The organism is Acetobacter thailandicus, assembly GCF_011516655.1.
Classification (GTDB): Bacteria; Pseudomonadota; Alphaproteobacteria; order Acetobacterales; family Acetobacteraceae; genus Acetobacter; species Acetobacter thailandicus.
The window spans coordinates 157,535-170,946 of the sequence record NZ_WOSV01000005.1 but is presented as its reverse complement, the minus strand read 5'-3'; the positions used below and the strand labels follow the sequence as shown (position 1 = coordinate 170,946).

The 13,412-nt window shown below is 48.8% G+C and carries 13 protein-coding genes and 1 tRNA gene; 11 read left to right on the top strand and 3 right to left on the bottom strand.

Features of this window, described 5'->3' with window-relative positions; translation table 11 throughout:
- The first annotated feature begins 86 nt into the window (after positions 1–86).
- The 6 genes from GOB58_RS08695 to glpK all read left to right on the top strand — a co-directional run bounded on the left by GOB58_RS08695 (position 87) and on the right by glpK (position 6,858).
- Positions 87–464: an OmpA family protein gene (locus GOB58_RS08695; RefSeq protein ID WP_086555533.1), complete on the top strand. Its 378-nt coding sequence runs from the start codon at positions 87–89 to the stop codon at positions 462–464.
- A gap of 32 nt (positions 465–496) precedes the next feature.
- On the top strand, positions 497–2,044 hold the full coding sequence (locus tag GOB58_RS08690) for a RecQ family ATP-dependent DNA helicase (protein WP_242005279.1): 1,548 nt from the start codon (positions 497–499) through the stop codon (positions 2,042–2,044).
- The gene (locus GOB58_RS08685; protein WP_086555532.1) at positions 2,044–2,835 is read left to right on the top strand and encodes a DeoR/GlpR family DNA-binding transcription regulator; all 792 of its coding nucleotides are present in this window, start codon (positions 2,044–2,046) and stop codon (positions 2,833–2,835) included. Before GOB58_RS08690 ends, GOB58_RS08685 begins: the two co-directional genes overlap by 1 nt.
- Positions 2,836–2,944: 109 nt before the next feature.
- Positions 2,945–4,465: a glycerol-3-phosphate dehydrogenase gene (glpD, locus tag GOB58_RS08680; protein WP_173559925.1), complete on the top strand. Its 1,521-nt coding sequence runs from the start codon at positions 2,945–2,947 to the stop codon at positions 4,463–4,465.
- A 54-nt stretch (positions 4,466–4,519) separates the two neighbouring features.
- Positions 4,520–5,323, top strand: a complete 804-nt coding sequence (locus tag GOB58_RS08675; RefSeq protein WP_173559924.1) for an MIP/aquaporin family protein — start codon at positions 4,520–4,522, stop codon at positions 5,321–5,323.
- Between the two features lie 44 nt (positions 5,324–5,367).
- Positions 5,368–6,858 carry a glycerol kinase GlpK gene (gene glpK / locus GOB58_RS08670; protein WP_086555530.1) on the top strand — a complete coding sequence of 497 codons (1,491 nt, stop codon included), beginning with the start codon at positions 5,368–5,370 and terminating at the stop codon, positions 6,856–6,858.
- 52 nt (positions 6,859–6,910) lie between these two features.
- Here glpK and GOB58_RS08665 read toward each other — a convergent pair whose 3' ends face one another.
- Positions 6,911–7,399, bottom strand: a complete 489-nt coding sequence (locus GOB58_RS08665; RefSeq protein WP_086555529.1) for a copper chaperone PCu(A)C — start codon at positions 7,397–7,399, stop codon at positions 6,911–6,913.
- A gap of 130 nt (positions 7,400–7,529) precedes the next feature.
- Here GOB58_RS08665 and nrdR point away from each other — a divergent pair, with 130 nt between their 5' ends.
- Genes nrdR through thiL form a run of 3 tightly spaced genes read left to right on the top strand, consistent with a single transcriptional unit; the run spans position 7,530 to position 9,514 of the window.
- Positions 7,530–8,006: a transcriptional regulator NrdR gene (gene nrdR / locus GOB58_RS08660; RefSeq protein WP_086555528.1), complete on the top strand. Its 477-nt coding sequence runs from the start codon at positions 7,530–7,532 to the stop codon at positions 8,004–8,006.
- A 55-nt stretch (positions 8,007–8,061) separates the two neighbouring features.
- Positions 8,062–8,556: a transcription antitermination factor NusB gene (gene nusB / locus GOB58_RS08655; protein ID WP_086555527.1), complete on the top strand. Its 495-nt coding sequence runs from the start codon at positions 8,062–8,064 to the stop codon at positions 8,554–8,556.
- Positions 8,531–9,514 (top strand): thiamine-phosphate kinase, encoded by a 984-nt coding sequence (gene thiL, locus GOB58_RS08650; protein WP_407651747.1) that lies wholly within the window; start codon positions 8,531–8,533, stop codon positions 9,512–9,514. Before nusB ends, thiL begins: the two co-directional genes overlap by 26 nt.
- Positions 9,515–9,521: 7 nt before the next feature.
- Here the strand turns inward: thiL and GOB58_RS08645 are convergent, their stop codons facing one another.
- Positions 9,522–10,673, bottom strand: coding sequence for a hypothetical protein (locus GOB58_RS08645; protein ID WP_173559922.1), 1,152 nt, complete (start codon positions 10,671–10,673; stop codon positions 9,522–9,524).
- A 93-nt stretch (positions 10,674–10,766) separates the two neighbouring features.
- Here GOB58_RS08645 and GOB58_RS08640 point away from each other — a divergent pair, with 93 nt between their 5' ends.
- Positions 10,767–11,549 carry an SDR family NAD(P)-dependent oxidoreductase gene (locus GOB58_RS08640; protein ID WP_233133475.1) on the top strand — a complete coding sequence of 261 codons (783 nt, stop codon included), beginning with the start codon at positions 10,767–10,769 and terminating at the stop codon, positions 11,547–11,549.
- A gap of 123 nt (positions 11,550–11,672) precedes the next feature.
- Here the strand turns inward: GOB58_RS08640 and GOB58_RS08635 are convergent.
- Positions 11,673–11,746: transfer RNA gene (locus GOB58_RS08635), tRNA-Cys, on the bottom strand.
- Positions 11,747–11,983: 237 nt separating this feature from the next.
- Here GOB58_RS08635 and GOB58_RS08630 point away from each other — a divergent pair.
- Positions 11,984–13,411, top strand: a complete 1,428-nt coding sequence (locus GOB58_RS08630) for a TolC family outer membrane protein (protein ID WP_086555523.1) — start codon at positions 11,984–11,986, stop codon at positions 13,409–13,411.
- The last annotated feature ends 1 nt before the right edge of the window (position 13,412 follow it).

Here is a 13,412-nt window from a genome sequence, read left to right as displayed (position 1 = left end):
GTCATAATGATGATTGTGCTTATGGCATTAATGAGGCAAAGTTGCGCATTAGTTGATTTAGATTTCCTTTAAAGAGGATTAACTTAATGCGTCGCCTGTTTATTGCACTGGGACTATCTTTGCTTGCCGGGTGCGCAAGCAAGCCTCCTCGTAAATATGTTGTGTTTTTTAGTAACAACTCAGTTGAACTTGACAGCGCTGCTCAGAATGTCGTTTCTGAAGCTGCATCACTTGCCAGACAAAATCCTTCAGGCATTGTCAAAGTCGAAGGATATGCTGGTGTCGGCAATGATTTGTCAGCAGATTCACTTCTCGCTATTCAGCGTGCCAAGCTTGTCAGGCAGCAGATTATAGACGATGGCGTTGATGCACAACGCGTTGTGCAGATGCCTCGCCCCCCTTCAAACACAGAAGCATCAGCCGTAGGTGCACGCCGTGTTGAGATTGAGTTATCTGCTAAATAACGGATGATATCCCGGCATGTCATGACCTGGTCATGCATATGGCTTCCGGTAACTGGCAGAATCGGTTTTGTAATACGTCGCCAGAAACAGTTCTGAAGACTGTTTTTGGCCGCGACTCTTTTCGTGGCTTACAGGCCCAGGCGATTACCTGCCTGATGGAAGGCCATAATCTCCTCCTCCTGATGCCGACAGGAGGAGGGAAGAGCCTGTGTTACCAAATTCCGGCTTTGTGCCGACGTGGTATGGGGCTTGTTATTTCACCCCTCACAGCCCTGATGGACGATCAGGCTGCCAGCCTTAATCATCTGGGCATTCGGGCTGTTGCTCTTCATTCAGGCCTGACAGAAGATGATCTGGCAACCGCTCAGGAAGAAATTGTCTCTGGCCGCATAGATATTCTTTACCTTTCGCCAGAAAAGCTGCTTGCTACGCGCACTCTGTCCTGGTTGCACCAGTGCCATCTTTCCATCATTGCCATAGACGAAGCACACTGCATTTCATCCTGGGGGCATGAATTCAGGCCTGACTATCGACGCCTGTCTTTACTGCAGGAATATTTTCCTGATGTGCCACGTATTGCGCTTACAGCCACGGCTGATCATAAAACCTGTGATGATATTCGTAATATACTGGCTATACCTAAAAAATTTATTTTAAGGTCAATATGTTACCGAGGAAATATTGACCTTAAAATTATAAATGAAAAAATTCATACATCTCAGCTGATATCTGTTTTATCTGATTTTAAAAACATGACAGGCATTATTTACTGTAAAAATCGTGCCCGTACTGCGCGCATTACACATGACCTGAAACTGAAAAATTTACCGGCTCTGGCCTATCATGCCGGTTTATCTCCTCTTGAAAAGCGTGCGGCTCTTTTACGTTTTCGTTCAGGAGAGGCCTTAATTATTGTCGCGACAATTGCCTTTGGTATGGGGATAGACCGACCGGATATCAGATTTATTATTCATCTCGATATGCCGTCCTCTCCTGAAGCTTATTATCAGCAGACAGGTCGGGCAGGGCGCGATGGAAAAAAAGCTTCAGCTCTGCTGTTTTATAAGAAAAATGATATAAAACATGCTGCTTACGGTATTCAGATATCGCGTTTGTCAGAAAACGAAAAAAATAAGGCGATGTACCGTCTGGCCGCAATGCAGAAGATAGCTGAGACATCATCATGTCGTACACAAACGCTTCTGCATTATTTGGGAGAGGATTTTCCTCACCCTTGCGGACATTGTGATAACTGCACGTTTTTGAAAAAAATTTACCATAAAATCAAAAGGTTGATGCATTTTTCTATTCATAGTGTCAGCGCAGATGATTCCACATCAGACCTGTTAACTGACAATGAACCTTTTTTTGAGATACTCCGGCAATGGCGCGCAGATGAAGCCAGAGAGCAGGAGGTTCCGGCTCATGTTATTTTTTCTGACCACGAATTACGCCTCATAGCATCCGCCGCTCCGCGATCACTAACTGAATTAAAACAGATCAGGGGAGTAGAGCCATCGCGACTTTCACGATATGGAAGAGCCTTAACTGCTCTTATTACATCGGATAAAATGGCCTGATGTCGAAGTCACTACAAAGACAAAAGCACATTCTGAAACTGGTTCAAAAGCGAGGCTACGTTACCAACGAAGACCTCGCGACTGAGCTTAATGTAACGGTGCAGACTGTCAGACGTGATGTTAATTTCATGGCGACAGAAAACCTGATTAACAGGCACCATGGCGGTGCGGCGGCACTGTCACCCCTGGAGAACATCGATTATGCCGAGCGTCAGATTCTTAACTTCAAAGAAAAAGACCTTATCGGCAAAAAAGCCGCTCAGCTTATACCTGACGGATCCTCTCTCTTTATAAATATCGGCACAACAACCGAGGCTTTTGCCCGGGCCTTACGCCATCATAAATCTTTAAAAATTATCACTAATAATATTCATGTCGCTTCTCTTCTGACACCGGCTCCTGCATGTAGCCTGACAATTACAGGTGGCGTAGTGCGCCTCAGAGATGGCGGTATTATTGGCCCGGCAGCCACACATATGATTGAACAGTACCGGGCTGATTTTGGTGTCATCGGCATTAGCGGGATAGATGAGGATGGCACCCTGCTTGATTTCGATGCCGAGGAAATCAATGTCGCTCAGGCTATCATTCGCAATGCCCGGACCGTGATCTTACTGGCGGACCACACAAAATTAAAACGGCGGCCCATGGCGCGTGTTGGTCATCTTGCTGATATTGATGTACTTTATACAGACCTGCCTTTGCCGGACCACCTTAACACCATAGCCACTCAGGCCAATGTTTCGGTGCACACGACGCAGGATAAAGCTTCTTCTGAAAAGAAAAAATGAAAATAAATTATTCTTTCTTTCATCATAAGCGAAAAATTGCCTTTTTTATATTTTCGTATACGAATATACAGATGAGGAAGATACTTTAATTTTGGAACTGGATAGAAAAATGGCAAAGTCATCAACGTCCACCTCTGGCCCTTACGATGTCCTGATCATCGGAGGCGGCGTTAACGGAGCAGGGATTGCGCGCGATGCGGCCGGACGCGGCGCGTCAGTCCTGATGGTCGAGCAGGATGATCTTGCCAGCTACACGTCTTCTGCCAGTACCAAACTTATTCACGGTGGCCTCCGCTATCTTGAATATTATGAATTTCGCCTGGTCAGAGAAGCTCTGACAGAACGTGAACGCCTTTTAAAAATCGCGCCGCATATCATCTGGCCGATGCATTTTGTTCTCCCGCATTCCAAGACTGATCGTCCGGCATGGATGCTGCGGGCCGGACTGTTTCTGTATGACCATCTGGCCTCTAACATGACGCTGCCAAAGTCGCGGGCTGTTAACTTCAGCACACATTCGACCGGCGTACCTCTTAAAGGCGACTTCAAAAAAGGTTTTATCTATTCAGATGGCTGGGTACAGGACAGCCGCCTCGTTGTTCTTAATGCCATGGATGCAGCAGAACGTGGTGCTGATATTCGTACACGGACACGCCTGATTAATGCAAAACGTGTTAACGGCCTGTGGGAAGCCGAGCTTGAAGACCGTACAACCGGAGAGAATTATACAGTGCAGGCCCGGGGTATGGTCAATGCTGCGGGGCCATGGGTTGCTCGTTTGCTGTCTGACACGCTTAAACTTCCAAACTCAAAATCGGTCCGTCTGGTTAAAGGCAGCCATATTGTCGTACCACGCCTGTTTGACGGGCCTCAGGCATATATCTTCCAGAACCCTGACAAGCGTATTGTTTTTGCCATTCCCTACGAGCAAAAATTTACTCTTATCGGTACGACGGATGAAGCCTGGAAAGAAGATCCTGGTAAAGTTGATATTTCGCCTGAAGAAGTCAGCTATCTGTGCAGCAGCGTTAACCGCTACTTTAAGAAAAACATTAAAGAACAGGATGTTGTATGGACTTATGCAGGTCTGAGACCTCTTTATGATGATGCCTCAGCCAATGCATCTGCTGTAACCCGCGACTATGTTCTTGACCTTGATACACGCGACAACGCACCACTGCTTTCTATTTTTGGTGGTAAGATTACGACATACCGCAAACTTGCTGAGCATGCTCTTGAGAAACTGGCTCCGGTTCTGCCAGCTGTTGCAGGACGTTCATGGACTGCTGAAAAGGCTCTGCCGGGCGGAGATATCGGTGAGGGCGGTTTTGCTGCCGCACTTGAGCGACTGACACGGGCTGCGCCGTGGCTGCCTGAAAGCCTGGCCTGGAGGCTGATGCGTAATTATGGCAGCCGTGCTTATGAAATCATTGGCGATGCATCGTCTCTTGATGATATGGGTGAATTGCTGGGCGTAGACCTGACCTCGCGTGAAGTCGATTACCTGATTGAACGCGAATGGGCACGCTCAGATGAAGATGTTCTGTGGAGACGCAGTAAACTGGGGCTCCATCTGAACCAGGCTGAAAGGCAAAAAGTAGCGGCTTATGTCGCAGCCCGTAAGGCCTGACACAACAAACCTCTATGAATTTGCCTGATAAAAATAAAATTAACGGGGCGAAAGATGATTAGTAAGAGAAAGGCCTTCTTAGGCGAGCTGATAGCTGAGTGCATTGCTGTTTTCATTATCATCATATTCGGTGATTCTGTTGCTGCAATGTACACACTTTATGACCCCAGCCCTTACAAACAGGCCTACTGGGGGGTGTGTATCGTCTGGGGGCTTGGGGTAACGATTGCTATTTATGTAACAGGGGCAGTGTCCGGCACCCACGCCAACCCTGCGGTTACCCTGGCTCTGGCTATTTTTCGTAATTTTTCATGGAAAAAAGTTTTACCCTACTGGCTGGCGCAGGTTGCTGGTGGTTTTCTTGGCGCCGCTGTTGTCTATACTTTGTTCTCGCCGGTTATTGATCATTATGCCGTTGCGCATTCTCTTGACCGGCTACACGATGGGGTTGCGTCCGGGGTCTTCTTCACCCACCCCGGGGACTTTGTATCGCCACTGCATGCCTTTGCAGATGAAATTATTCTCACAGCAATGCTTGTTATGGGGATATTTGCCATTACCTGCGAGTACAACACCCAGGCACCACAAGCTAATTCAAGCGCCTTAATAGTCGGGCTTCTTGTCGCCGCCATTGGTGCATGTGCCGGCTACCTTGAGGCCTGGGCCATTAATCCTGCCCGTGATTTTGGCCCGCGTCTGTTTTGTTTTCTCGCAGGATGGGGCAACACAGCCATACCCGGCCCGTTAAATTACTGGTGGGTACCTATAGCCGGCCCTATGGCCGGCGGTGTTCTTGGTGCCGGGTTTTATCAGTTTCTCATCAGACCTTTTATGCCTTCAGCCAAAAGATCTGCCTGAATACTACATCTGAATTTCAAATTAGTAAAAAAGGATTGTGTTTCATGAGTAAGCAGGATTGCGTTCTCGCTATCGACCAGGGAACAACCTCAACACGCAGTATTATTTTTGATAAAAATGCTGTGGAGCTGGCCGGTGCACGTAAAGAATTTCCTCAGCTTTACCCACGGTCCAGCTGGGTTGAACACAATCCTGAAGACATCTGGAGTGATGTTCTGGCTACATCACAGGAAGCTCTTGAAAAAATTGGCGGTGCAGATCGCATTGCCGCTATAGGTATCACAAACCAGCGTGAGACCATTGTTGTCTGGGACCGTGCCACAGGTAAGCCCATTTATAACGCTATCGTCTGGCAGGATCGACGTACAGCGCAGCTTTGTCAGAAACTGCGGGAAGAAGGATATGAAACCGTAGTACGTGAGCGCACAGGCCTGCTGCTCGATCCTTATTTTTCAGCAACAAAACTGGCCTGGCTGCTTGATAATGTGAATGACGCACGCACCAGAGCAGAAAAAGGTGAGCTTGCATTTGGCACTATAGATTCCTTTATTCTGTGGCGCCTGACTGGTGGCAAGGTACATGCGACTGACATCACCAATGCGTCACGCACTCTGCTGTTTAATATTCATACGCAGGAATGGGATGAGGAGCTGCTCAGAAAATTCCGTATTCCCGCTGCAATCCTGCCTGAAGTAAAAGATAACAGTACTATTTTTGGTGAAACCATTCCGTCACTCTACGGCCGGGCTATTCCTGTTGCCGGTATGGCGGGAGATCAGCAGGCAGCCCTGGTGGGGCAGACCTGCCTGTCTCCCGGCATGGCAAAAGCAACTTATGGCACCGGATGTTTTGTGCTGCTGAATACCGGAGAAAAGCCGGTTTCATCAAAAAATCGTATGCTCACAACAATCGGTTATCGCGTAAACAATAAAACAACCTATGCGCTGGAAGGTTCAATTTTCGTTGCCGGTGCCGCTATTAAATGGCTTCGTGACGGTCTTAACCTGATCACTCATGCTTCACAGACTGATGATATGGCCACGCGTATCCCTCACAGTCACGGCGTATATATGGTGCCAGGTTTTGTCGGGCTTGGTGCACCTCACTGGGACCCTGACGCCCGTGGCCTTATCTGTGGCCTGACGCTTGATGCCACAGCCGCTCATATTGCGCGGGCAGCTCTCGAATCTGTAGCTTACCAGACACTGGACCTGATTTCTGCCATGACGCAGGATGGTGCCGGAACAACAGAGACGCTTCGTATTGACGGAGGCATGGCAGCTAATGACTGGTTCTGTCAGTTCCTCGCCGATATGCTTCAGGTTAAGGTTGAAAAACCAAAAAACATTGAAACAACAGCCCTTGGCGCAGGTTTTCTTGCGGGGCTTGCTACCGGCGTATGGAGCACACCGAAGGATCTGATAGCTGAATGGCAAAGTGGCTCACAATTTCAGCCGCAGATGTCTAACGAACAGCGTTCAAGCATGGTTGCCGGCTGGCATCAGGCAATACGCCGCACGCTCACACAAAATTAATAGCGGCATTATATCAGGGGGCAGTGCAGAGCCCCCTGTGATGTAAGTTGCTTTATTGCGAAGCCGCTGACTTTGCGACCGGAGCAACGATTGTTTTAGAAGAACCGCCAAGAAACGAAAATGTTAGTGAGATATTCTGTGCGCTGAGAAATTTCTCTGGCATATCAAGACAAACCAGATGATATCCTCCCACGGGGAACACAAGGCTGCTATGCGCTGGTAATGAAAGATTGTGGAACAGGTTGATCGTTCCTGGTGTGCTTTCCTGATCAGAATGATGACCGATAAGACGCGCACAGGCAGGCGAAGTAACATTGGTAACCAGGTGAGCGGCATCCCCGGTATTCTGAATAGTAAAATAAATCACACCGGCTGGTGGGTTACCAACAAGTGCAAAGCTGGCGTCTTTTATCAGAATATCCTTTTGAGCATCTTCCTGCCCAGGTAAATTTTCTAAGCTTTGTGCAGCAGCTGCTACTCCCGGCCAGACAAGCATGCAACATACGATAAAAGTTTTTTTGTTTAAAAAAAATTGCTTCATCGATTTTCCCAGTATTTTTAATGTGCCACATGTGCAGGTCTGTAATTTTGTCTGGCGCGCAGCCTGACGCTGCTATGCTATATGAGCAGACACTTGTTATAGTGTCTAAATTAAATAATGAAGGTATGCAATGCGTTGTCCTTTTTGCGGTAACCCGGATAGCCAGGTAAAAGACAGTCGTCCGAATGAAGAGATATCCGCTATTCGGCGGCGCAGGTCCTGCTTATCCTGTGGGCAACGATTTACAACTGTCGAACGCGTACAACTGCGTGAGCTTGTCGTTATCAAAGCTGATGGACAAAGAGCACCTTTCGAGCGCGAGAAACTTGCACGCTCCATCCGCATTGCTTTGCGTAAACGACCTGTTCCTGATAGTAGAATCGAGCAAATTGTTACCGGAATTGTTGGCCGGCTGGAAGCCTCGGGAGAAGGAGAAATTGATTCTGCTCTGATCGGCAGCATGGCCATGGATGTGCTTCGCGATGTCGATACTGTTGGCTACGTACGCTTTGCCAGCGTGTATCGTGATTTCACCGAAGCGAAGGATTTTTCGGAAATTTTAACGTCAATGGACAAAATTTCTGCCGATTTTAAGGAAAAGGACTAGACCTTGGCGCATAAAGACGCCATCAAACCGTCCTCTTTACTCTGGTGAGATAGACATGGCCGTGCAAACACATACCCCTCAAAGACCCCGGACTGCGGCCCGGCTGGCGGCCGTTCAGGCTCTTTTTCAGATTGACCAGAACGCTGACTTCGCTGACGAGGTAATTCAGCAGTTCATTATATATCGCTTCAATGCAGAACAGGCGCAGCTCTCATACGAAGAGGGATGTGTACCATCACCTGATGTTCAGCTGTTTGATTCTGTTGTTAAAAAAGCTCTTCTTCATCGGGGGAGAATAACAGAACTTCTCAAAGAGACGCTTCCTGAAACATGGCCTGTTGAACGGCTTGATCCGGTTCTTCGCGCTCTTTTCATGGCTTCCATGGGTGAGCTGCTTGAAAACTCAATACCTGCACCTGTCCTGATTAACGAGTATATGGACATCGCCCACGGGTTTTTCTCCGGGGATGAACCAAAACTGGTCAATGGTGTACTTGATACCATCACGACAAAGCTTCAGGCCGATACAAAGGGTCATAACGCTGACTGACCTCCCTCAGGAATTCTCTTTTATACGCAGGCACTTCTCAAAGCTTGCAGGCCCTGCGGCATTAAATTTACGTGATGACGCTGCTGTTTACACGCCTCCCCAGGGGCGTGAGCTTGTTATTGCCGCTGATGCGATGGTGGAGCAGGTACATTTTCTGCCCTCTGACCCGCCCGGGACGATAGGACGTAAGCTGTTACGGTGTAACCTTTCAGATCTGGCGGCTATGGGCGCCAGACCTGAAGGATGGCTGCTAACAATAGCCAGGCCACCGGGTGTTACTGAAGAATGGTTTGCAGCCTTTAGTGACGGCCTGCTGCAGGATCAGAAAATTTTTAATGTTGCGCTCATGGGAGGGGATACAACCTCGACCAGGGGGCCACTCGTTCTGTCTCTGACCATCATAGGATCGGTATTGCCTGGCCAGGCTATTAAACGGCTTGGCGCCAGGGCAGGGGATGGGCTGTGGGTCACAGGTACCATAGGCGACGGTGCTCTGGGTCTGCGCGCCCTTCAGGGGGATATTCCTGATCCGTCAGGTTATCTTGCACAACGCTACCATCTGCCACAACCACGGGTTGGTGCTGCACTTTACGGGCTTGCATCAGCAGCTATGGACATCTCTGATGGCCTGCTGCAGGACGCCGGACATCTTGCGCGTGAAAATCATCTTGGTGTTACGATTGAAGCAACATCTGTACCGATGTCAGAAGCCGCGCAGAAATGTGGTGAGACATGGTTAAAAACCTGCCTGACAGGTGGAGATGACTACGAAATTCTTTTCAGCGTTTCTCCTGAGCAGGAAAAAAGACTGGCAAAGAACCCGGTTGTGAACACCACAACAGGACCGGTTACGGTAACCCGCATCGGACATTTTCATAATACATTTTCAGGGGCAAAAATTATCGGGAAAAACGGAGAAGTATTAAACTTCTCCTCTCCCGGCTGGAGCCATTTTTAAAAAAATCTCAGGCTGTTTTAAGCCATTTTTCATACATTCTGTGCGTTTTATATGGTGTGGGAACGATGCGTTCGATCAGATTGCGAATACCGTCATTCGTTTCAAGAACCCACCCAAGTTCGATCGTACGGTAAGGCAGAACTCTGCCGCGCTGTATCAGCTCATCAATAAGCAATGCAGGGACAATTGCACCAAGGGCCGTGCCTGAGAGTTTCTTTTTAACCCCAAGTAAAATAACCCTGGCCGATGAAAAATCGTGTGTTGCTATACGAAATGCCAGCTTAGCCCAGCCAGCGGCCGAGGGAGCACCATTCAGGTCGCCTGAGACGTCATAAACATTAGGCACGACTAATGCGATCGCTACAGGTTCTTTATTCAGTTCAATAAGGACGTATTGCTCAGGCTTTAAAACTGGTTTCAGCGTTTTCAGCAAAAAATTGGTTTCTTCTGTAGTCATGGGTACATTCCCCCATGTACCTGCCCAGGCATCGTTATAAAGATCCTGCAAAATAGCTGCGTCTTCAACAAGCTTATCCTGACGCAATCCGCGGACGGTAATGTCACCCAGACGCTCACGCAGCCCCTGAGGAATACGGTTAGCCTGCTCAGCAGCGGGAGAAAGAGGCATGGAATAAGAAAAAAGATCCATCGCTTTTGTAAAGCCGGCTTTTTGAACTGCCTGATCAAGCATTTCAGGGTGCCAGGCCGTGCCAACCATGGGAGGTTCAAGCTGCCCCTCAACCATCACACCAGATTCACCATTGCTGTTAAGCGTCCATGGCCCCCTGATCACATCAATATCGAACTGACGTAACCAGGTCTCTGCCGCTTCCATCAGCGGCTCGACACACTCTGGCGTTGTCGTATCAAGAGCGCCGAAAAAACCAATTGATGGACCAGGCTGTGCAAGCGCAAGAAAATCAATCTGCGCAGCAATACGCCCTATTGGTTCTCCGTTGCGCCACGCAATAAAATACTGTGCCTTGCCATGCTGAAAGAAGGGAGACTGCGCCGGAGAGAGCATAGCTCTCGCTTCCATTTCGAGCTGAGGCACAAAGCCGGGAAGACCTGTGTAAAGAAGGCGGGGCATACGGATAAACAAAGCGAGCTGGCGTGCTCCCGACACGGGAGATATAATAATTTCATCGGTTGTAGTCATCGGCGCTCTGTACACTCCCACCTTAAGTCACCTTACGGATAGCAGACTGGTGCACCATTCTGATAAAATGTGAAAGAGAAAAGAGGTAAAAACGTGTCAACTAATCGGCCGGAACCAAAATCTATTTTAATTACAGGCGCTACCGGTGGCATTGGTGGTGAGCTGGCAAAGCGCTATGCCAGACCGGGACGAACCCTCATTTTGTGGGGCAGGGATGAAGAAAAGCTGCGAAAAATTTCAGCAGTCTGCGGCGGGCGTGGCGCAAAAATTATCTCTCGTCAGATCGACCTGGCAAAGGGGCAGGATGCACTCTCAGCTTTCTATGAAGATGATGCCATAGCTCAGTGCGATATGGTTATTCTCGGGGCAGGTCTTTCTGACATTAAAACACCGAAAGATTTGACAGAGGACCCTCAAAAGGTGCTGCAGCTCGCTCTGGTGAACTATACAGCGCCCGTTACTCTGGCTACAGCTGCGGCCCGACGTATGATTCCCCGCAAAGGAGGGAGGGTGGTGCTAATTGGCTCAGTCTCCGCTTATTATGAACTGCCTTTTTCGGCCGCCTATAGCAGCTCTAAAGCCGGCCTGGCTTCTTTCGCCAGTGCTGCCCGACTTGGATGGGAAGAAGAAGGTATAAAAGTCATTCATATCGCTCCGGGCTTTGTCGATACACAGATGAGCCAGAGACTAAAGGGCAGCCTGCCGTTTCTGGTATCAGTCGAAAACGCAGCAAAACGTATTATGAAAGCCATTCACCACAATGAAGAAGAATGCATCTTCCCCTGGCAATTTCGGATACTCCGTGTCGCTGAACGCCTTGTGCCTCAGTTTTTACGTAAACGCATCCTTAAGTCGATCAGGGCTGACCAGGAATAAAGGGCTGATTACTACACTGGCTGGCGGGGGCAAACTATGCTCCTCGCCTGGCGACCATTTTAAGTCAGAGCAACAAACTATAAAAGATTGTTCCTGACTTTATAATTTTTTATGAAATATCGCTGGAGGTCCGGGAGGGAATCGAACCCCCGTACGCGGATTTGCAGTCCGCTACATAGCCACTCTGCCACCGGACCGATGACGTGCCTGCCTTATCTCCTGACTTCCCCTTCAGGTCAAGAGTTGTTATTATAAAAAAATCGAAATTTTCATACACAGGCTGCAGCATAATAAAAAAAGGAATCCTGAAAGACTCTTTTCTTGGTGTTTTTCTTTTTTACTATCCTGATAAGCCGCAAACTATAGAAAAAATTCTCTTTGCTCATACCTGGGGAATGTTCTATCACGTTCTGATCCTGCATGGGGGGAGATTAATGAAGCGTATTTGTGGAATGGGGCTCGCTGCAGCATTGTGCAGCACGACTGCGTGGGCACAGAAGTATGATGGCAGTGGCTCCCCCGAATTTGTTCCTCATACCCTTCAGGAGGCCCTTGCCTCAGCCTATCTGACTAACCCGACACTTCAGGCTGCCCGGGCTCAGCTGAGAGCTACGGATGAGCAGGTCCCGACAGCTCTGGCCGGCTGGCGGCCGGTAGTTACAGGCAATGTCGGGCTGAGTTACTATAAAGGCCTCAATGACTATAACGGCACAGGCGCTGAGGGGGGATATCGACGTAAGTATGATACCCCTGGTTATACTGCTGGCGTTACAATAACCCAGAACATCTATACCGGCGGCAAAACAACTGCAGCCACTCATCAGGCTGTTAATAATGTTATGGCTGCGCGGGCCAACCTGATTTCGGCTGAGCAAAAAGTTTTTAAACAGGTTGTTTCAGCTTACGTTGGTGTTATTGAGCGCGAACAGCTTCTTCAGGTTAACATCAACAACGAACGTGTGTTGCAACAGCAGCTGCGTGCGACCAATGAGCGTTTTCATGTAGGGGAAATTACACGGACTGACGTAGCTCAGGCCGAATCTGCCTATGCCACAGCCAAGGCGACGCGTCAGCAGGCTGAAGGAACTCTTCAGACTGCGCAGGCGACTTACATGCAGATTGTTGGTATGGCGCCGCCACCTAATCTGGTGCCACCTCAGCCTCTCGTTCTGCCCGTTAAAGATGCTCAGACCGCAGCGAGCTTTGCAGTCCGCAATAACCCTGATGTTATTAATGCTCTTTTTACTGAAGCCGCACAGAAAGATGCAGTCTCTGTCGCAGTCGCTGCAATTTTACCGAAGGTATCGGCAACCGCAGCCTATCAGAAAAGCGTCAACCAGAGCCTTAACAACCAGATAAACGACAACAAATATGCCACCCTCAACTTTAATATTCCTGTTTATCAGGGAGGGTCTGAGTATGCTGGTGTAAGACAGGCGAAGCAGCAGCTGCAATATACTCACCGGGAAGTGGACACTCAGCGACGTGCCGCAGCACAGGATGCTGTTGCGAACTGGCAGACACTGGTTGCTACACAGGCTGCGATATCAAGCAACAGAGCGGCAATCAGAGCTGGTATCATTGCTCTTGATGGCGTCGAACGTCAGGCTATAGTTGGGACAAGCACCACACTTGAAGTGCTGCAGCAACAATCTACCCTGTTAAATGCGCAGGTTGCTCTGGTTCAGAGTTTAAGTTCGCTTGTCACGGCGTCTTACAATGTTGCCGCTGCAATAGGGCGCTTAACGGCTCTTGATCTCAACCTTAAGGTGCCGCTTTATAATGAAAAAGCCTACTACGAAGCAGTGAAAGATCGCCTGTGGGGAATCAATGACTACGCCCTTAATCAGCCAGGGCGGTAAT

Excerpts from the sequence above, each read along its gene's own strand:
- GOB58_RS08695 (WP_086555533.1), top strand. The coding sequence starts at position 87 with ATGCGTCGCCTGTTTATTGCACTGGGACTATCTTTGCTTGCCGGGTGC.
- GOB58_RS08690 (WP_242005279.1), top strand. The coding sequence starts at position 497 with ATGCATATGGCTTCCGGTAACTGGCAGAATCGGTTTTGTAATACGTCG.
- GOB58_RS08685 (WP_086555532.1), top strand. The coding sequence starts at position 2,044 with ATGTCGAAGTCACTACAAAGACAAAAGCACATTCTGAAACTGGTTCAA.
- glpD (WP_173559925.1), top strand. The coding sequence starts at position 2,945 with ATGGCAAAGTCATCAACGTCCACCTCTGGCCCTTACGATGTCCTGATC.
- GOB58_RS08675 (WP_173559924.1), top strand. The coding sequence starts at position 4,520 with ATGATTAGTAAGAGAAAGGCCTTCTTAGGCGAGCTGATAGCTGAGTGC.
- glpK (WP_086555530.1), top strand. The coding sequence starts at position 5,368 with ATGAGTAAGCAGGATTGCGTTCTCGCTATCGACCAGGGAACAACCTCA.
- GOB58_RS08665 (WP_086555529.1), bottom strand. The coding sequence starts at position 7,399 with ATGAAGCAATTTTTTTTAAACAAAAAAACTTTTATCGTATGTTGCATG.
- nrdR (WP_086555528.1), top strand. The coding sequence starts at position 7,530 with ATGCGTTGTCCTTTTTGCGGTAACCCGGATAGCCAGGTAAAAGACAGT.
- nusB (WP_086555527.1), top strand. The coding sequence starts at position 8,062 with ATGGCCGTGCAAACACATACCCCTCAAAGACCCCGGACTGCGGCCCGG.
- GOB58_RS08645 (WP_173559922.1), bottom strand. The coding sequence starts at position 10,673 with ATGACTACAACCGATGAAATTATTATATCTCCCGTGTCGGGAGCACGC.
- GOB58_RS08630 (WP_086555523.1), top strand. The coding sequence starts at position 11,984 with ATGAAGCGTATTTGTGGAATGGGGCTCGCTGCAGCATTGTGCAGCACG.